This window comes from Streptomyces sp. NPDC042364, from assembly GCF_056437585.1.
The window spans coordinates 22,877-41,105 of the sequence record NZ_JBWKAJ010000034.1; the positions used below are offsets into that span (position 1 = coordinate 22,877).

Here is an 18,229-nt window from a genome sequence, read left to right on the forward strand (position 1 = left end):
CCACTGTCAGACCCATACGGAACAATCCCGCCATGGGAGATTCCCTCGCGACACAGTTCCTGAGCGCGGACCTCGAAACGGCCTGCCCCGCCTGCGGCTACCTGATGTGGGTCCGCTACTCAGAGATCGTGGCCCAGACCGCCGTGACCTGCCCCTGCTGCTACACCCACATCTGGCTGGTCGACGAGACCGGCAGCGCGCAGAACGCGGGCGACGCCGTCCAGCAGCAGATCGCACAAGCTCTGAAAGGCCTCTTCCGGTGAAGTACCAGCAGCGCCTCCAGGTCGCCGTACGCGAACGCCTGCGCAAACTCATGACCGCGCCCTACTCCAGCGCCAGCCACGAAGTCCACCTCGCCGTCACCTGGATCAACAGCCAACCAGCCCTCAAAGGCCTCCTCGAAGAAGCGTCCCGGGCAGAGCCAGGTGTAGACCGGGAGCGATTCCGCACCGGACTGACCCGCAGCGGCCGGTTCGTCTGGCCCAGCCGAACCGAACAAGGGCGAGCCGCTCTCATCTGGGAGCTGATGCAGGACATCGCTTCCAAGGAAGCGAGCAACCCCGACGTCGGGCTGCGGACCGCGATCGGTTACAGCATGCAAAAACGCCATCAGGACAGTTGGCGAGAGTTCGCCGAGGACATCCTGCAGCCCCTGTTCGACTTTCTCAGCGAACGCGTCGGCGCCGAAAGCAGCATCCTGCACACCCTCGAGCGCTACCGCACCCGCATCGAGTGGTTCGACCGCGAAGAGCTCTACACCCGCTTCGACGCCGACCGCACCAACGGCGAAGAGGTCTACAACCTCGACCTGCAGCGCTTCCTCTTCCTCGAAGGCGACCACATCACCCACGCCAAGCCCCGCTCAGCTTCTGGCGAAGCCGACCTCATCGGCGACCTCGACGGCCGCGACCCCCTCGTCTGCGACGGCAAGATCTTCGACGGCAAGAGCCGTAGCAAGAGCTACCTCGCCAAAGGCGTGCACCAAGTCATCAAGTACGCCCACGACTACGGGCAGCACACCGCCTACCTCGTCATCTACAACATCACCGACAAGCTCCTCGAACTCCCCACCGACGGCACCCCCGGAGCCTGGCCCCCCTACACCGAAATCTCCGGCGTCCGCGTCTACTTCATCCACGTCCGCGTCCTGCCACCCACCACCACCGCCAGCAAAGCCGGCAAAGCCTCCCGCGTCACCCTCACCAAGGAGAACCTCACCAACCCGGACGCCGCCTGACGTCCGACTCAGCAGGTACAGAATCCATGCCTCAGCCATTTCGACGGGGAGCACTGTGAACAGCCGGGACCGCATCCCGTACTTCCGCTGGCAGCGCCACTTGCCGCGCCTCATACAGGACCGGAGCGCAGGCCTGATGATGGCCGCGGCGGCGGTCATCGCCCTCTCGTTCAGCGTCATCGGCGGTCTCGCTGAGCTGTCCAGCCCATCATCAGACCCGTGCCAGCGGGCCCGCGACATCGCCGATGACGCCCGCCCCGCCGACGGAAGGGTCGACTCCGGCATCGAGCGCGAGCAAGCCATCGAACCAGCAGGCGACTGGCTCGACGCCGCGACCGAATGCCGACAGCGCGGCGGTGACCCGGGCCCCGGGTTTTAGCCCGACACCACAAACGATCACCTGACGCCGCACCACACGACACCTCAAGTAGCCGCCCAGAGAAACTGCACTGCGCTCGATCAACCTGTGTACAAGCAGGTCAGACAGTCGATGTCCTCCGCCCAACCCCACACTCCGAGCACCCCAGCCACCACAAGAGCACCCAGAAGAAATGAGAAACCGCAGTGCACACGCACAACAACAGCGCAGAAAGACCGGGCGACGACAGCGGGCAGCTTCGCCGCATCGTGATCGCGGAGCCGGGGGTCTGCGGGTGACAGCAGCTGGGCCTGCCCGGCCGGGGGCTGGCAGCAACTGCACCCTGGCCTGCGGGGCGGCGCCCGCTACCGGCTGCATCGTTGCGGATTTGCCCTACTGGCGGTCCAGGGTCTGCTCTGACGTAGTGCGGCGGGCTGCCGGGCACTGGCTGGTCGCTGGTGGAAAGCAGCAGTGTGCGTGCGTCGCCCAGTCGGCAGGCGTTCGTTTCCTCTACCGACGTATACGTGTGGACAAAGGAGCGCCGGTGGGCCCGTCGTTGGTGATCGAACGGTTTGAGTTCCAGCGCGGCGGGGTCTGGTATGCCCGCTACTTCAAGGGGCTGGTGACCTTCATGGTCGGGCATTCGAAAGCGGGAAAGTCGACCGCTGTGGAGGCTCTGCTGTATCCGCTGGGGCTGACGACCGCGACGGTCATGCCGGAGGTGCGCAGCTGTCAGTATCTGCGCCTGGTGTTCCGCGTCGCCGGGGTGCGCTGGCAGGCAACGCGCAACGGATCGGATCCGCGGGCGCGGGTGTCACTGAAAAATCTCGACGATCCCCGCGCGATCGAGCTTTCGCTTGCGGTCACGTCGTCGAAAGCCACGGAGATGACGGCGGGCGCGTTCGTGCAGGACCTGCTCGGCTTGTCGGCCGCGGTCCGCGGCACGTCACGTGCTGGGCTGGATGAGTTCTACACCACTGTGATGGCGTTGCGGCAGAACACCATCGCCTCGGAGTTCCTCGGCGGGGGCAAGGACGCATCGCGCGTGCTTGCGCTGGAAGTGGTGCTCGGGCTGTGGAACGAGGAGCTCGCGGGTCTGGAGAAGAACGCGTCCGAGACTGAAAGCCGATTTCGGGCTGCCCAATCTGCGCTGAGGCAGTTCAAGAAGCTCCGTGACACCGGCGCTCTGGCCGATCCGGACAGTGTGCGCGCCGAGTGTGAGCAAAAGCAGCATGAGCACCAGGCTGCCGCCGGTCGCTGGCAGAAGGCAGCCGGTGCGCTGACCGCTGCGGTGGGGGAACACGGGCGCTTGGTTGCCCTGCACAAGGCGGCGGACCAGCAGCGCAGGAAGGCTGCGTGGCAGGCCGAGGTGGTCCAGGGCAAGCTGAGCCGGGTCATGGCGGATCAGGCCGGACGGAGGGCGAGCTCGCCGCGCTACTCAACCCGGTGGCGCAGGACTGCTCTCACTGCGGGCAGGTGTTGCCCGAGCGGGCGCCCGGCCTGTGCCCGCAGTGCGGCCTGGTCCACCCCGGCGGCCAGGACCGGCGTGAACGGCAGATCGCCACCGCGCGGACGCGATCGGAGCGGCTGGCTCGGAAGGTTAAGGCGCTGCAGGAGGATATGACGACCGTGGCGCAGGCAGCGCAGGAGGCGGAAACGGCCGCAGCAGATGCGCTTGCCGCGCGTGATGCCTACGACCGGAACCATGTCGCTTCAGCCCGCACGCTTGCTCAGTCGGCGGAGAAGGAGGCCCATGGTCCGGGCCGGGACGTGGCCCAGCTCAAGCGGCGTCTTCAGGACGCCGACTACATCAGCGCCCAGGAGACGGCCGTCGCGGCGGCGAAGGAAGCGATGGAGCAGGCGCAGGCCGCCCGCGACGCCGTGAAGAGCACCCAGGAGGTACGCCGAAAGGCGGTTACCGGTCGCTGGTCGCAGTTCTTCCTGGAGCGGCTGCGTCAGATCAACCCGGCTGTCGAGGCCGCCTCCATCGATCCGTTGGACTTCACCACACGGGTCAAGGAGCACGGCGATGTCGACAAGACGTTCGCCGACAGCTCGGTCGGAGGCAGCCCGAGGGCTGCCACGAACGTCGCGCTGCTACTGGCCCTGCGTGACCTCGGCCGCGTGGATCCCCTGGCCCGGGTCCCTCCGCTGCTGATCATCGACTCGCCTCTGGCTGGCCTGGGCGCGACAGGTCTCGACCAGGACACTAGTCTGCGTCTGATCGACACGCTGATCTCCATCGCCGATGACCCCTCGGCCGACGGTTACGCCTGTCAGGTCATCGCCGCAACCAACGACCCGCTCCCCCGTCCTTACCCTGGTGTGCGGGAGATCCACATCAACGACGAGCACCGGTTCTTCGATCACGCCCCCGTCCACGCTGGCTGAGCGAAGCAGGCCGGGAGTACCGAGAGGCCGGCCGGTCCCCTCGGTCCCGGCGGCCGCTGCGCCAGCTCGAGCGGCAGCATCTGGCCGCCGAGTTGCTGGCTTTGCCCGGCGGGCACCGGTGTTGCAAGCCATGGATCAGCGACGACGCCTGGAACACCCCCTCCACGCTGCCGCGGGCGGTCCAAGCGGTGCGTGTGAAAAGCCGTCGTCCTCCGAGCGAGGCAGGCCATGGGCGGACGCTGGAGATTGCCCTGCCCGCGAACGGGGCAGCTCTTTTACTTTCACCTGTGGTCGGGGAGCGGCGAATGGCGCGTAGAAAGTCGTTGGCGGCGCAGTTGTTGCAGGCGTACCGGGACAGCCAGAAGGCCAAGGCCGCAGCGGCCAGGGGGGCTGAGGCGGAGCAGGCGCGTCAGGCGCGGGCCGCGGAGCGCGAGGCCGCCGAGCGGGTAAAGCAGGAAGCACGTCGAGAACGCGAGCAGGCGCAGGCGTGGATGCGCGCACAGAAGGAGAAGCAGGCACAGCGGACTGCCGAGTCACGTAAGGCCGAGCAGATCGTGCGGGATCTTGAGAAGCGTCAGGCTGCGCGGGCGAAGGAACTCGAGCAGAAGCGTCGCGCGGAGGCCCGCGAGAAGGCTGCGGCGGAGCGGCGCGCGAAGCAGGAGAGCGTTGAGAATTTACGCCGGGAGGCTGCAGGGCGGACGGCCCAGGTTGAAGAACGGCTCGAGGAGCTGACTGCTGTCCTGATTGACCGCCCCGGTGGGTTGCCCGGGCTGCGGCTAGAGGCGGAGCAGGCGCTCGGTGAAGGAGACTTCGAAGGGTTCGCGGTCGCAGTGGAGAGGGCGCTGGGCTCCATCAGGTATCCGGAAGGCCTTGGTGGCGCTCGGCGGGCGGCGTTCGCTCCTGAGTCCCGGGAGCTGATTTTGGAGATCGAGCTCCCCGTCCAGGCGGTGGTTCCCTCGGTCACGCAGTATCGGTTCAAAGCCTCTGCTCCCCCGGCTGTGGTTCCGCAGCCACGCAAGGAGAGTGAGTGCAAGGCGTTGTACAGGGATTTGGTGGCCAGACTCGCGCTACGGGCGATCGACGAGGCCTTCGCTGTGACGCCGCCGTCGCTCGTGGACGGAGTTGCGTTCAACGGGAAGGTGCACGCCAAGGACCGTGCCACCGGCAAGTCGATCGAGCCGTGTCTGATCAGTGTGCGGGTCAGCCGGGAGACATTCGGTGAACTCGTGCTGGACGAGCCGGAACTCGCCCCGGTGCAGAGCCTGCACCATCTCAACGCGATCGTCTCCCAGCACCCTTACGACCTTGAACCGGTTCCGCCCGTTGTCACGTTCGACCTGACCCGGTACAAGATCGCCCCGGAGCGGGACGTCGTCGCCGGCCTCGACAGCCGGCCCGACCTCGTCGCGACGGACCCGATCGATTTCGAGCATCTCATCCGGCGCCTGTTCGAGAAGATCGGGCTCAAGTCGTGGGTGACCCAGGCGTCTAGGGACGACGGCATCGACGCTGTCGCGGTCAATGAGGAACCCCTCATCGGCGGGCTGTGCATCATCCAGGCCAAGCGCTCGAAGAACGTGGTCTCCGCCGAGACGGTGCGGTCGGTCGCGGGCATCGTGAACGATAAGAACGCTTCGAAGGGCATCGTGGTCACCACCGCGTGGTTCGGCAAGGCGAGCTGGGACTTCGCTCCCCGTAACCGCGTCGAACTCATCGACGGCCGGCATCTCAAAGCCCTGCTGCTGGAGCATCTCGGCATCGACGCTCTGATCGGCCTGCCCAAGCTCCCGCCGGGCTGGCAGACACGCGACCTGAACTGACGCCACCCTCGTGTCCTTTCGTGCCGGTGTGCGGTTGGAGACAGCGGTTCGACACGAGAGGAACAAGCATGTCGTACGGATATGGCGGCGGGCCGGACTGGCCGATGATCCAGGCTAGGCGCCGAGCCGAGGAAGCGGCGCGCTCGGCTGCCGGCCAGGCTGTGGCCCACCAGGCGTCGGCTGACCGGTGGAAGGCTGCGTTCGAGGCTTTGGCCGGCCAGGTTCAGGCAGCGGTGGGCCGCAGTGGCGCCGAGCACCGTGACGGCGGCAGGTGTGGCTGCCCGTCATGCTGGGAGGCGCTCATCACCCGGCTGGCCACCGAGGCGCAGGGACACCGAAGCTCAGCCGCAAGCGCCGGTTCCTTCGCGTTCTCGATCGATGATCTGTTCGGCGGGACCGGCACGCAGCGGCATCCCTGAACTCACCGGGCCCGTCAGCGCTCGGGATGCCGAGTTTTCAGGCGCGAGGAACGGGTGTGATGTGCAGGGCCTGAAGAGGCTGCCGGGCAGTTGCGGGCAGGACCTCGAACCACGCCTGACCGTCGTCCAGATAGCACTGCGCCTTGCTCCAGTAGCGCCAGCCCAGGTCGACGAAGCAGTCGATCATGTGATCGCTCGCGCCCGGCGTCATGTACCGGTCGTGCACCTCGGCGCGGCCCAGTTCGAGGCCGGTGTTCTCCAGGTGAGCCAGCGCTGCGGCGGCTGCGCGGCGCAGAGGGCTGTTCGAGGTCCACCGGTCGTCCATGTGCTCCAGCGCTGCGGCAGAGCGGGGCTGGGCGTCGCTCAGAGCAAACGCGGCGACGGTGGCCGTGCCTTCGGTGCTCCAGCGGTGCAGGTCGATACGGACCGGACGCGGGAGCTGGTCGGCGATCGCCTCGTAGGTCGGCAGGACATGATCGCGCGGCGCACGGCCGGCGGCCGCATCGGGGGTGATCGCGGCCAGCCGCTGCCGGGCGATAGTGATCGGCTCGCCCTGCCGCCACAGCAGGAGCAGTTCGATCCCTTCCTTCTCCAGGGCTTGGCGTTCCTGGAACTGGAAGCTGACGCCGCGGCGGTTGCCGCGCAGAGCCTGTCGCATCGGTGCGTAGCCGTCGCGGCCGCTGAAGAGCGCGCTGAGAGAGTGCTGGGTCCAACGCTCGTCGGTGGTGTGCTGGATCACGACGTCGATGTCGCCGACTTCCAAGGCGCCGCGGATGTAGGAGCCGAAGAGGTGTACTTCGGTGATGAGGTCCAGTGGCCAGATGTTCTGCTCAAGACGGTCGAGCATCTCGTGGAGAGTTGCGGTCGCCCGCTCACGCTTCATGGGCAGCTCCAGATCTTCACAAAGCAGTCCGCGCCGGACAAGCGGGAACTCTAGCGGCTGGCACTGACAACGCCCCGTTTTCTCCAGTGAGTACGCGAAAGGTCCGTGGGGCCTCCTGGCCGGGGGCTCGTTTCAGCGGGGCGCGGGACTGCGCGGGTTCATGAAGGGCTGGGCTGCAGGCTCTTGCCGGCGTTGGGGTTCACTCGGGCTGCAGAGGGGTGGCACGGGCTCAGGAGGGGCAGGGATTCTTGCGCGGTGTCGGTTGCGTCAGCAGGTGCGGTGGGGTGGGGCTCTGCGATGGCTTGGGCGTAGTAGGTGCCGAGGGTGTGGGCCCGGGCGAGGAAGTAGGCGTAGGCGGCGCGCAGCGGAGCTTCTGGTTCGGTGAGACCTTCTTCCCATGCTTGGAGTGTGGTGGTGTCAACGCCGATGGCCCGGGCGAGTCGGGTCGGTGTGAGGCCGAGGCTGTTGCGCAGGCGGCTGCGTTCGGCGGGTGGGGGCAGCGGGGTTTGCTCGGCCAGGAGCACCTCGATGGCTCGGTAGCTGCTCGTCATGGGTTCCTTCTGCGTGTGCTGGGACGTTCGGGGGGCGGGGTTTGCGGCGAGGAGGCGGCAGGTCTCCGTGGCGTGGGCGATCTCTTCTTCTTCCCCGCGCGTGAGCCGGAAGGGCTTGTTGGCGTCCGTGAGATGGGCGGGCAGTCCTGGGCGGGCGTAGTTCTCGAGCTCAGTGTGGTCGTGGGCGGCTTCGAGAAGGAGTTCGGCCCATCTGGGGAGATCGGCGGGAAGGTCGGCCTGTGGGCGTTGCGGTGTGGGGCGTGTGAGGTGGGCCAGCTGGTCGATGCCGTAGCCGGCCAGTGCGCGGACGGCGACGGCTGCAGCATGGACGGGGTGGGCGATGCGGGTGTGGATGCGCTGAGCCACGGCCTCGTGGCGAGGGCTGGGGGCAGCAAGGTCGGTGAGCGCCGGTAGCGCGACGGGGGGCGGCACCGTGGCGCGGCCGGGCAGCAGGTTGACGGTGCCGCGGGAGGTGGGAGTGGTGGTGGCGGGTCTCCTGCCGGGGCGCCGGGAGCGTGGGGGCAGCGCGTACCAGGGTTCGTCGTCTGGGGCGGGGAAGGGGGCGGCGTGGTGCCAGCCAGGGTAGTTGGAGGCGTGTGAACGGGGCTGCGCGCCGGTGTTGAGGTGCTGGCGGGCGGCTTCGAGGGAGTCAATCTCATGGTGGCGGACGGCGCTGAGGACGGTGGCCAGTGCGGCCGGTGGTGGGCCACTGATGACAAGGGTCAAGCGGGTGCGGGTGCGTTCGCGCAGGGCCATGAGGTACTCGAGGTGGCGTTCGGTGATGCGGTGGGCACGGCAGATGACGTAGTGGTCGAGGTGGAGGGCCTGGGTCCATGCGAGCGTCACGCGCCAAAAGGATTCGGCGTTGAGGGTCCACCAGGGCGCTTCACGGTGCGGGGGTGGAAGGTGTTTGCCCAGGGCTCTGAGGCAACGCGTCGCCATCGCCCGTGCGCTCGTGGGCGCCCCGGACCTGCTGCTCGCCGACGAGCCGACCGGCGCCCTGGACACCGCGTCCGGCGAGGTCGTGATGGAGCTGCTGCACGAGCTGAACGCGGCAGGCACCACCATCTGCGTCATCACCCATGACACCGAGATCGCCGGCTCGCTGCCCCGCCGGGTCCACTTCCGCGACGGCGAGGTGGTCTCCGACCACAGGGCGCCGGTCCGCGCCGCTTCCCGCCCCGAGGTGATCACATGACCTCGGCACTGCGTCCGGCTCGCCTCGCCCCCGGCGACATCCTGCGCGTCGGTGCGGTCGGACTGCGTGCCCGCCGTGCTCGGGTCGTCCTGTCCGCACTCGGCATCGCGATCGGCATCGCCACCATGGTCGCGGTCGTCGGCCTGTCCACCTCCAGCCGCGCAGATCTGATGAATCAGCTCGACCGGCTGGGCACGAACCTGCTGACCGCCGAGGCGGGCAAGGACTCCTTCGGGCAGGAAGTCAAGCTGCCCAAAGCCGCCGTCGCCATGGTCGAGCGCATCGGCCCCGTCCGGCACGCGACGGCCACCGCCAACGTCGACGCCCGGATCCGCCGCAGCGATGTCGTACCCGAGGAACAGACGGCGGGCGCCACCACCCAGGCGGCCCGCACCGACCTGCTGACCGCCCTGGGCGCCGAGGTGGACAAGGGAGTCTGGCTCGACACGGCGAGCGAACGTCTGCCGGCCACGGTCCTCGGCTCGGTCGCCGCCGGGCGGCTGGGCATCACCGAACCCGGCGAGAAGATCATGATGAACGGCGAGTACGTCGTGGTAGTCGGCATCCTCAAGCCGATCGAGCTGGTCCCCAACCTGGACCGCGTCGCCCTCGTCGGATTCCCCGCCGCCGAACGCCACTTCGACTTCGACGGCCACCCCACGACCGTCTTCGAGCGCTCCACCGACGCCTCTGTCCAGGACGTGCGCGCTGTCCTCGCCAACACCGTCACCCCGGTAACCCGGCCGGGGTCAAGGTCTCCCGCCCCTCCGACGCCCTCGCCGCGAAGGCCGCGACCGACAAGGGGCTCACCGCCCTCATGCTCGGGCTCGGCGCTGTGGCCCTCCTCGTCGGCGGCGTCGGCGTCGCCAACACCATGGTCATCTCGGTGCTGGAACGCCGCCAGGAAATCGGTCTGCGCCGCGCGCTCGGCGCCACCCGGGGCGCCATCCGGCTCCAGTTCCTCACCGGATCCCTGCTCATGTCCGCCCTCGGCGGCCTGGCGGGTGCGGTACTGGGCACGGCCGCGACGTACGGCTTCGCGCTCTTCCAGGACTGGACGACTGTCGTCTCGCCCTGGAGCCTGGCGGGCGGGCTCGGTGCAACCCTGCTCATCGGAGCCCTGGCCGGCCTCTACCCCGCCATCCGCGCCTCCCGCCTCGACCCGACCACCGCGCTCAACGCGACCTGAGAGCAGGTGCGGCTTGTCCATCGCCGTCGGCGTACGGACGCCGGAACCCGGCCCGCCCGTTCGTGTACGGCCGCCGGCATCGGCCGCCCATGACCGAGACCACCGCCCGCGTACGGGGCGGGACGGCCCACCCAACCAACTCATGCCAGAAGGCATTACTTCGTAGAACCTGGACTCATACCGCTTCGCGCCGGGTGCCGATACGGGCAGGCCGATCTCGCCGGTGACCTCGTCCGCTGCGCCCTGCGCAACGAGGTGGGAGACGACCCCTTGAACCCAAGGTGGAGATGCCAGGTGATGTCCAGCGTCCGTCGGCCTCGGCCAGGACGCAGCGTGCCTCGACGCCTCTGGTTTGTAGCCAGTGGAGGCGACGATAATGTTCTTGAGCCCGCCGTCGACGCCCCCAATGCCGGTCGCCGCGCCCCTTCCGCGTCTACTACTCCAGCCGTCGATCGCGATCTCGATGGTGAGCGGCGCCTCTCCGCCTACCCGAGTTCACCGAGACGGAGGGCGTCCCTTATCTCGCTGAGCTTCGCGGTTGTCGGCGCGGTCCGTTCCTTCGCCTGTTGGCCGAGACGCAAGGCGTCCTCAATCTCGCTGAGCTTCGCGGAGGACAGGACGCCCGCCCGCTCGATCAGGTCATCCCGGGACACGGTGGTCAGCCACGTGCAGGGGGTAAAGCCCGGGCGCGGGAACGCGAACCGCAGCACGCCTTCAAAGGGCAGTCCTTCCACGGCACCTACTTGCACTTCGACGCCCCGACCGCTGATGTCGACGCCCGCAGGAGTGACGACCTGCATCGCCCGGATCCTGGACGCGTCGTCTGCCGCCGGCAGCACGACCAGCCGCCGCTCGTCGAACTCCACCCACCAGACTTCGCCACGCTGCACATGTCCTCCTGACTCAGGACGGCAGGCGGAACTGCGCGACCCTGACGCGTAGTGGAGACGGGTGCGACCGCTGTTGATCATCATGAGTTGTGTGGACTGACGAAGAGACGGTGGCCGCAGGTCACAGCATAGAACCCGCCCGTGGGCGGGACGCGTTCGAGGGCCTGATGGGCCGGGATCGCGGGGCGCTTCGCCCGGGTCGAACCCCGACGCAGGGCGGCGCGGTTGGTGGACCATCGCCGAGTGGGCTGGTGAGACCACTCCGGACGACATGCAGGACCTGTCGGGCAGGGCCAAGTGGGATGCCGATCAGGTCCGCGACGACGTGTGCGCGTACGTGGTGGAGCACCTGCACGACGACCGGGCGGCGCTGGTCGTCGACGAGACCGGCGATGTGAGGAAGGGCACGGGCACGGTCGGCGTCCAGCGCCAATACACCGGCACTGCCGGCCGGATCGAGTACTCCCAAGTCGCCGTCTACCTGGTCTACGCAGGCAAGCGCGGCCACGCCGCAGTGGACCGGGAACTCTGCGTTCCGCGCTCCTGGACCTCCGACCCCGACCGCGTCCACGGCGGCAACCCGAAGCTGCGAAGCGCCCTGGAGGAACGCGGCACCGGCTACGTCCTCGCGGTGGCCTGCTCGCTCGAAGTCACCACCGGTGCAGGGAAGTTCGGTGCGGACATCTTGGCCAAGAAGGTACCCAAGCGGGCCTGGAAGAAGCTCTCCGCAGGGGCCGGGGCCGAGGGCCACCCCGTCTACACCTGGGCAGTCATCGACCTCCCCGGCCTCCGCCCGGGAGTCGTCAGCTACTGATCCGCCGTAACCGCAGCACCGGCGAACTCGCCTACTACCGCTGCCACTCGCCCGTGTCCGTGCCGCTGACCGTGCTGGTCAGAGTCGCCGGATCAAGATGGTGGGAGGAGGAGTTCTTCCAGTCGGGCAAGGGCCTGGCCGCACTCGACGAGCACCAGGTCTGCCGCTGTACCTCCTGGCCCCGCTGGGTCACCCTCGCCATGCTCGCGCACGCTTTCCTCGCCGTCGTGCGCGCAGACGAGCACGCCCGCCCCGCACCCGATGCCCTCATTCCGCTCCCCTGCAACGAGATCCAGCGCCTGCAGTCACTGATGGGGGCCGGGCAGCACGAACCGTCGAGTGCGCCGTCACGCCGAATCGTCTAGGAAGGCACGAGCTTCGACCGTGAAGTGGGTGATCCTCGTATTGAGGTTGGCGGTGTCCTGCTCAAACTCCTTTTGAACGTCCCCGAAGGCGAAGGCCGGCAGCAGCGTCCGAGCGACCTGCGCCAGTCTTTCCGCTGCGTCCGCAGCTTCCTGCGCGTACACCGCGAGCATCTTGGGGCCTTCCAACTGCACGGCTGGCAGCGTTTCGGCTATGGGTTCAAGGGAGATCGCCGCGCGACGGCGCACAACCTCGCGAAGCAGGGCCTGCCGGTCGAGCTCCAAGCCGTTGTTGTCGGCCTCGACAGCGCGCGCCAGATCCGCGAACCGTGTCGCTCGCTCGTACTGCCGGGCGGCTTTCAGGAACGCCGCGTAGGCGTCGCGTTGGTGCTGTCGCCGTACCGCATCCACCGGGCCGCGTCTCGCGCCGCTCGCCTGCGCACGACCGGCCGCGTACGCCGCCGCAGCAGCCAGCACAGCCACCAACGCCTGCAACAGCTCCCCCGAGACACTCACGGCAGCATCTTCGCGCCTCACCCGCCCTCCACGTAGCCCGTTTCCGACATCCATCGCCCCGGTCCGGTTCGCCCCTCTGCCTGCCCTTGCTCCAGGCCAACAGCGTCGATGAAGGCTCACCTCTCAGCGTCGAGCCGGTGAGGGGGCGCGTCAGAGAACGACGGCGAACGGTGCGTCAGATGACGAGTTCCGGCCGACGCAGCGCCGCGTCCATCCCTGCAGGCCGCCTTGGGATCCGCCCAGGCTGGGTCGTGTCTTCCGAATCGGGTGGGAAGGCCCGGCACCCCGCCGCGCGGGCCCCATCAGTTGGGGAAGGAGAAGTAGAGCGCCTCGCTGTAGAAGGACCCGAAGTGCCTCTGCCAGTCGGCTCGGACCAAGGCCAGCCAGTCGTCGTTCTGGCCGGCGATCGCCGCCTCGGCCTTGGCGACGGCGTCGGGGATGTCCTCGGACGCCAGACGCCGCACGCTCGCTGCCGGATCCTCGCCCGTCATCGAGACGATCTCCCCGGTCTCCAGGACGAAGTACTTCGCCTGCTGCTTGTCGAGATGGGCCGTGGTCGTGGCAACGCATTCGGCGAACTCGGCGTCGCCCTCCAGGCCCTCGCCGACCGCGCGCAGGAGGCCGCGCAGCAGAGCCGCCCCGTCGGCATAGTCCGCGGCGATGCCGATCGGAGGGTTCCAGATCATGGACGGAACGACCTTGGTTCCGCGCCCCACCATGAGCTTGTGCGCGAGCGGGATGTCCCAGTTGTGCTCGGATATGCATCGGATCCGCTTGGGGATCTCCGCCTCGTTCGGCATCGAGTCCGCAGAGTAGAGGTATGAACGGTTCGCCATGGTTGGCGACGCTAGCACCGGGGACCGACAACGCCGGCGCCGTCGGAATCCTCCAGCGCCGGTCAGAGCGCGCGGCAGGGTCTCGGCCCGGGTCCGGGCGTAGTTCCACAGGTAAGAGGAGCAGTCCAAGCTGCTCTGCTGCATCCTGGGGGACCATCGCGTCGGCCGCAACCGGCTTCCCCTCACGCGAAGTCCCCGCAGCGGTGGGTGTTCGAGATCGAGATCGGTGACTGGAAGTACGACGCCTGCTGACACAACATCAGTGAACACCCGGTCAACCAGCGTCGACGGGCCGCCGTCTGACCCGCGATGAGGTGGTCGCCTTGCTCAGCGTTGAGGATGCGCGGCCACACCTCCGTGCTGGTGATGCTGGCGGCGGTACGCGGTCACGTCCCACGGCTCGGTGGTGAACCCGCAGGTGTCAGCGCGGGCGATCACGGGGTCGGGGCGTCGGCCGTGGACGTGTGGAGAGCGGCGACGCTCGCGGGCTGATGGGTCAGGTAGCGGTGGTGCTCGTCCGCGAGCGTCCCGCCCGGCCCGTACTTCCCGTACAGCTGCCTGAGGCGTCCACGGTTGGCTTCGGCGAAGGGCTCCAGCTGCCGTACGTAACCCTCCCGCTGTTGGGCGCTGACGGACTTGAGGACGACCGCGAGGTCGAGGCCGCGCGTGGTCCGGGAGACCACGGACTCCTCCAGCAGCGCGGCGAGCGCGACGGCGACGGCGGAGGTCAGGGCCGCCACGTCTGGCTCTCACCAGCCGGCGCAGCGACGTACGTCTCCTGCCGTTCGCCTCCGATGTCCCGGCACCGACCCAGCGCACCCCCTCGCGCGCGCCGCGGCACACCACGCCGCGCCCGCACAGGCGATGGCCGGCGTCCTGCGCTCGGTGGCGCGGCGCTTCACTGTCCCGGACCTGCACCGGGCCCAACTCGGCGCAGTCCGAAGGGGCTGATGGTGCCACCGCTGGTCAGAGGATGAAAGCGACTCCACCGACAGCGGTATCGGCACTCTGGGTGGCTATATCCCCCTTGCTCTCCGAACAGACATGCCATGTCTGACGAAACCGAAGGCGTACCCGTCAGAAACATTGACGTCACCACGCCCCAAATCTATCTTCTGCTCGAACTACCGCACATTGTTCGCAATTTCGAACAATGAGGAGTCTCGATACCGCGATCGGCCTAGCGGACCGGTCGGCCCGGAGGAAGAGTTGAAGAGACCCGTGAGAACACTGCTCGCCCTGCGGGGGCCGCTCCTGCTCGCCCCGGTGGGCGCCCCCGCCCTTCAGGGCACGGCTTCTGCCGCCGCCCCTCCGGCCGGGCAGGCCACGCGCTGCACGATGACGGCGTTCACCAACAGCAGCGTGTCGAACATGTACGCGTACAACTCGCCGGACGCCACCGGCCTCACCCTGCGGGAGGTCCCTGCGTACACCCCGCCGTCCGGTCTGATCCGTGACCCCAGCATCTTCAAGCACACCGACGGCTTCCACTACCACGCGTACACCACCAACTGGACCGGGAACACGATCGGGTTCGCCCTGAGCACCGACCGGGTGAACCGGACGTTCCTGCACAACCACACGATCCCGATCAGTGGGCTGACCCGACCTGGGCGCCCGAGTGGCTCATCGACGCCGACGGCAGCGTCAACATCATCGTGTCCCTGACGTCGGCGGGCACCGCCACCCAGTTCACCGCCCACAAGATCACGGCGACCAACTCCGCGCTGACCACCTGGCCGGCACCCACCCAACTGTCCTGCATCGGCCCGAACTACATCGACACCATCATCGTCAAGGTCGTCTCCACGTACCACGCGTTCACCAGGAACGAGACGACGAACTACACCGAGTACGCCACCGCCTCCAGCCTCACCGGCCCCTACCCCATGCGGGAGGCGGGCGACTGGGCAGGATTCCGCAGCTGGGTCGAAGGTCCGGCCCTGGTGCCGCTCGACAACGGCGGCCGGCGCATCTACTACGACGGCTACAGCGCCGGGAATTACTGGTACAGCGACAGCTGCGACCACTTCGCCACCTGGACGCTCTCGACGGAGCTGCCCGGCCTGACCGGCTTCGCGCGCCATCTGACGGTCCTCAAGGAGACGGTCCCCGGCGGTGTCACCCTGCCCATGAACACCACCAGGTCGCTGCGTTCGGTCAACTGCCCCGATCGTTACGCCGTCGTCCGCTCCGACAGCCTCGGCTGCATCGACCCGGTGACCACCTCCAGCCACATCGCCGTCAACCAGAGCGCCACTCTCACCGTCGTGCCCGGCCTCGCCGACGCCGGCTGCTACTCCTTCCGCGACTCCTCCGGCCGCTACCCGCGCCACTACGACCACGCGCTGCGTGTGGACCTCTACCAGAACACCGACACGTTCCGCGCCGACAGTTCCTCCACAGTGGTCACCCCCTGAGCCTGACCACTTCTCCTTACCGAAAGGTTCGAGATGTCTTCCTCCCTCAGCAGACGGCGCCTCCTGCAAGCGGCCGGGGCCACCGTCGTCGCCTCTGCCACCGGGTCCCTCGTCGGCGCATCCTCCGCCCATGCGGTCGTCCCTCCCGCAAGGGCCGACATCGGGGTCTCCGCCCACCCGTTCGAGCTCGGCCAGGTCCGGCTGACCGCGAGCCGCTGGCTGGACAACCAGAACCGCACCCAGAACTACCTGCGGTTCGTCGATGTGGACCGGCTGCTGTACAACTTCCGCGCCAACCACAAGCTGTCGACCAACGGCGCGGCCGCCACCGGCGGTTGGGACGCCCCGAACTTCCCCTTCCGCACCCACGTCCAAGGCCACTTCCTCACGGCGTGGGCTCAGCTGTACGCCGTGACCGGGGACACCACCTGCCGGGACAAGGCCACGTACATGGTCGCGGAGCTGGCCAAGTGCCAGGCCAACAACAGCGCCGCCGGCTTCAACGCCGGGTACCTGTCCGGCTACCCCGAGTCCGACTTCACCGCTGTCGAGCAGCGGACCCTGACCAACGGCAACGTGCCGTACTACACCATCCACAAGACCCTCGCGGGACTGCTGGACGTGTGGCGCCTCATCGGCAGCACCCAGGCCCGTGACGTGCTGCTCGCCCTGGCCGGATGGGTCGACCTGCGCACCGGCCGGCTGACCGGCCAGCAGATGCAGGCCATGCTCCAGACCGAGTTCGGCGGCATGAACACCGTGCTGACCGATCTCTACCAGCAGACGGGCGACGCGCGGTGGCTCACCGTGGCCCAGCGGTTCGACCACGCCGCGGTGTTCGACCCGCTGGCGGCCAACCAGGACCGGCTCAACGGACTGCACGCCAACACCCAGGTGCCCAAGTGGATCGGGGCGGCGAGGGAGTACAAGGCCACCGGTACGACCCGCTACCGGGACATAGCCACCAACGCCTGGAACCTCACCGTCAACGCGCACACCTATGCCATCGGCGGCAACAGCCAGGCGGAGCACTTCCGCGCCCCGAACGCCATCGCCGGCTTCCTGAACAACGACACGTGCGAGAGCTGCAACACCTTCAACATGCTCACCCTCACCCGTGAGCTGTTCGCGCTGGACCCGAACCGGGCCGCGCTCTTCGACTACTACGAGCGGGCGTGGCTGAACCAGATGATCGGCCAGCAGAACCCGGCCGACGACCACGGCCACGTCACCTACTTCACCCCGCTCAAGCCGGGCGGCCGCCGCGGTGTGGGCCCGGCGTGGGGCGGGGGCACCTGGAGCACCGACTACGGCACCTTCTGGTGCTGCCAGGGCACGGGCCTGGAGATGCACACCAGGTTGATGGACTCCATCTACTTCCGCACGGACACCACGCTCATCGTGAACATGTTCGTGCCCTCGGTGCTCACCTGGACGGAGCGCGGCATCACGGTCACCCAGACCACGTCGTACCCGACCAGCGACACCACGACCCTGCGGGTCACCGGCAGCGTCAGCGGAACCTGGGCGATGCGCATCCGCATCCCGAGCTGGACCACAGGGGCCACCGTCAGCGTCAACGGCACGGCGCAGAACATCGCGACCACGCCCGGCAGCTACGCCACCCTGACCCGCTCCTGGACGTCCGGCGACACGGTCACCGTCCGCCTGCCCATGCGGGTCGTGATGCGAGCGGCCAACGACGACGCGAACGTCGCCGCGATCACCTACGGCCCGGTCGTCCTGTCCGGCAACTACGGCGACACCGCGCTCAGTTCGCTCCCGACGCTGAACACGTCCTCGATCACGCGGACCGGTAGCAATGCGCTCGCCTTCACCGCCACCGCCAACGGTTCCACCGTCAACCTCGGCCCGTTCCACGACGCGCACGGTCACAACTACACGGTGTACTGGAACACCACCGGCAGCGTCCGTCTGGTCAACGTGGCCAGTGGGCTGCTGCTGGGCATCCAGAACATGTCCACGGCCGACGGCGGCCGCGCCCTGCAGTGGTCGGACAACGGCACCGCCGACCACGACTGGTACATGATCACCGACGGAAGCGCGGTCCGCTTCCGCAACGCCCACAGCGGCAAGGTGCTCGGTGTCCTGAACATGTCCACCGCGGACGGCGCGACAGTGCTGCAGTGGTCGGACACCGGCACCGCCGACCACCGGTGGACTCTGCTCGACCAGGGGGACGGGACATACAAAATCCGCAACGTGAACAGCGGCAAGCTGCTCGCCATCGCGAACAACTCCAACGCTGTCGGCGCGTTCGCGATCCAGGACGCGGACGACGGCACCGCCGACAACCGGTGGCGCATCGTGCGGAACTGAGTCCG

16 protein-coding genes and 3 pseudogenes are annotated in these 18,229 nt (G+C 68.2%); 13 read left to right on the plus strand and 6 right to left on the minus strand.

Translation table 11 applies throughout. The features are described from left to right. The first annotated feature begins 32 nt into the window (after window positions 1-32). The 7 genes from AC067N_RS37225 to AC067N_RS37255 all read left to right on the plus strand — a co-directional run bounded on the left by AC067N_RS37225 (window position 33) and on the right by AC067N_RS37255 (window position 6,225). Window positions 33-263, plus strand: a complete 231-nt coding sequence (locus tag AC067N_RS37225) for a hypothetical protein (RefSeq protein ID WP_225664238.1) — start codon at window positions 33-35, stop codon at window positions 261-263. Next, window positions 260-1,237 carry a hypothetical protein gene (locus AC067N_RS37230; protein ID WP_451279002.1) on the plus strand — a complete coding sequence of 326 codons (978 nt, stop codon included), beginning with the start codon at window positions 260-262 and terminating at the stop codon, window positions 1,235-1,237. Before AC067N_RS37225 ends, AC067N_RS37230 begins: the two co-directional genes overlap by 4 nt. Window positions 1,238-1,292: 55 nt before the next feature. Further along, window positions 1,293-1,616, plus strand: a complete 324-nt coding sequence (locus AC067N_RS37235) for a hypothetical protein (RefSeq protein ID WP_142270619.1) — start codon at window positions 1,293-1,295, stop codon at window positions 1,614-1,616. A gap of 523 nt (window positions 1,617-2,139) precedes the next feature. Further along, complete coding sequence (locus tag AC067N_RS37240; protein WP_478683382.1) at window positions 2,140-3,219, plus strand: hypothetical protein; 1,080 nt, start codon at window positions 2,140-2,142, stop codon at window positions 3,217-3,219. After that, window positions 3,216-3,986 (plus strand): hypothetical protein, encoded by a 771-nt coding sequence (locus AC067N_RS37245; RefSeq protein ID WP_478683383.1) that lies wholly within the window; start codon window positions 3,216-3,218, stop codon window positions 3,984-3,986. Before AC067N_RS37240 ends, AC067N_RS37245 begins: the two co-directional genes overlap by 4 nt. A gap of 305 nt (window positions 3,987-4,291) precedes the next feature. Continuing rightward, entirely contained in the window at window positions 4,292-5,806 is a 1,515-nt protein-coding gene (locus AC067N_RS37250; protein WP_478683384.1) for a restriction endonuclease, read from the plus strand. A gap of 68 nt (window positions 5,807-5,874) precedes the next feature. Then, window positions 5,875-6,225, plus strand: coding sequence for a hypothetical protein (locus AC067N_RS37255; protein ID WP_032769644.1), 351 nt, complete (start codon window positions 5,875-5,877; stop codon window positions 6,223-6,225). Between the two features lie 37 nt (window positions 6,226-6,262). Here the strand turns inward: AC067N_RS37255 and AC067N_RS37260 are convergent, their stop codons facing one another. Together AC067N_RS37260 and AC067N_RS37265 are read right to left on the minus strand one after the other, a co-directional pair. Next, window positions 6,263-7,108, minus strand: coding sequence for a nucleotidyltransferase domain-containing protein (locus tag AC067N_RS37260; protein ID WP_478683385.1), 846 nt, complete (start codon window positions 7,106-7,108; stop codon window positions 6,263-6,265). A 158-nt stretch (window positions 7,109-7,266) separates the two neighbouring features. Beyond that, complete coding sequence (locus AC067N_RS37265; protein ID WP_478683386.1) at window positions 7,267-8,505, minus strand: helix-turn-helix domain-containing protein; 1,239 nt, start codon at window positions 8,503-8,505, stop codon at window positions 7,267-7,269. A 79-nt stretch (window positions 8,506-8,584) separates the two neighbouring features. On the opposite strand from AC067N_RS37265, the pseudogene AC067N_RS37270 reads away from it, so the two are divergent. After that, a pseudogene (locus tag AC067N_RS37270) lies at window positions 8,585-8,857 on the plus strand (ABC transporter ATP-binding protein); the annotation flags it as partial. After that, window positions 8,854-10,046, plus strand: a pseudogene (locus tag AC067N_RS37275) (ABC transporter permease). The pseudogenes AC067N_RS37270 and AC067N_RS37275, both read left to right, overlap by 4 nt. 485 nt (window positions 10,047-10,531) lie before the next feature. Here the strand turns inward: AC067N_RS37275 and AC067N_RS37280 are convergent. Next, on the minus strand, window positions 10,532-10,936 hold the full coding sequence (locus AC067N_RS37280) for a type II toxin-antitoxin system PemK/MazF family toxin (protein ID WP_478683387.1): 405 nt from the start codon (window positions 10,934-10,936) through the stop codon (window positions 10,532-10,534). Between the two features lie 167 nt (window positions 10,937-11,103). Between AC067N_RS37280 and AC067N_RS37285 the strand changes: the two are divergent. Beyond that, window positions 11,104-12,115 (plus strand): annotated as a pseudogene (locus AC067N_RS37285) (transposase). Here AC067N_RS37285 and AC067N_RS37290 read toward each other — a convergent pair. The 3 genes from AC067N_RS37290 to AC067N_RS37300 all read right to left on the minus strand — a co-directional run bounded on the left by AC067N_RS37290 (window position 12,098) and on the right by AC067N_RS37300 (window position 14,204). Continuing rightward, entirely contained in the window at window positions 12,098-12,628 is a 531-nt protein-coding gene (locus tag AC067N_RS37290; protein WP_478683388.1) for a hypothetical protein, read from the minus strand. The pseudogene AC067N_RS37285 and the gene AC067N_RS37290 overlap by 18 nt on opposite strands. A gap of 302 nt (window positions 12,629-12,930) precedes the next feature. Next, window positions 12,931-13,464, minus strand: coding sequence for a DUF7822 domain-containing protein (locus tag AC067N_RS37295; RefSeq protein ID WP_478683389.1), 534 nt, complete (start codon window positions 13,462-13,464; stop codon window positions 12,931-12,933). Between the two features lie 434 nt (window positions 13,465-13,898). After that, window positions 13,899-14,204 (minus strand): hypothetical protein, encoded by a 306-nt coding sequence (locus AC067N_RS37300; RefSeq protein WP_478683390.1) that lies wholly within the window; start codon window positions 14,202-14,204, stop codon window positions 13,899-13,901. 481 nt (window positions 14,205-14,685) lie between these two features. Between AC067N_RS37300 and AC067N_RS37305 the strand changes: the two genes are divergently transcribed. The 3 genes from AC067N_RS37305 to AC067N_RS37315 are packed head-to-tail and all read left to right on the plus strand — an operon-like array spanning window position 14,686 to window position 18,224. Further along, window positions 14,686-15,132 carry a hypothetical protein gene (locus tag AC067N_RS37305; RefSeq protein ID WP_478683391.1) on the plus strand — a complete coding sequence of 149 codons (447 nt, stop codon included), beginning with the start codon at window positions 14,686-14,688 and terminating at the stop codon, window positions 15,130-15,132. Further along, window positions 15,123-15,884 (plus strand): AbfB domain-containing protein, encoded by a 762-nt coding sequence (locus AC067N_RS37310; RefSeq protein ID WP_478683392.1) that lies wholly within the window; start codon window positions 15,123-15,125, stop codon window positions 15,882-15,884. Before AC067N_RS37305 ends, AC067N_RS37310 begins: the two co-directional genes overlap by 10 nt. Before the next feature lie 33 nt (window positions 15,885-15,917). Continuing rightward, on the plus strand, window positions 15,918-18,224 hold the full coding sequence (locus tag AC067N_RS37315) for a beta-L-arabinofuranosidase domain-containing protein (RefSeq protein ID WP_478683393.1): 2,307 nt from the start codon (window positions 15,918-15,920) through the stop codon (window positions 18,222-18,224). Window positions 18,225-18,229: the final 5 nt, after the last annotated feature.

Bases quoted from the DNA above. Each gene is read 5' to 3' on its own strand.
- AC067N_RS37315 (WP_478683393.1), top strand. From the start codon at position 15,918: ATGTCTTCCTCCCTCAGCAGACGGCGCCTCCTGCAAGCGGCCGGGGCC.
- AC067N_RS37225 (WP_225664238.1), top strand. From the start codon at position 33: ATGGGAGATTCCCTCGCGACACAGTTCCTGAGCGCGGACCTCGAAACG.
- AC067N_RS37260 (WP_478683385.1), bottom strand. From the start codon at position 7,108: ATGAAGCGTGAGCGGGCGACCGCAACTCTCCACGAGATGCTCGACCGT.
- AC067N_RS37245 (WP_478683383.1), top strand. From the start codon at position 3,216: ATGACGACCGTGGCGCAGGCAGCGCAGGAGGCGGAAACGGCCGCAGCA.
- AC067N_RS37250 (WP_478683384.1), top strand. From the start codon at position 4,292: ATGGCGCGTAGAAAGTCGTTGGCGGCGCAGTTGTTGCAGGCGTACCGG.
- AC067N_RS37255 (WP_032769644.1), top strand. From the start codon at position 5,875: ATGTCGTACGGATATGGCGGCGGGCCGGACTGGCCGATGATCCAGGCT.
- AC067N_RS37295 (WP_478683389.1), bottom strand. From the start codon at position 13,464: ATGGCGAACCGTTCATACCTCTACTCTGCGGACTCGATGCCGAACGAG.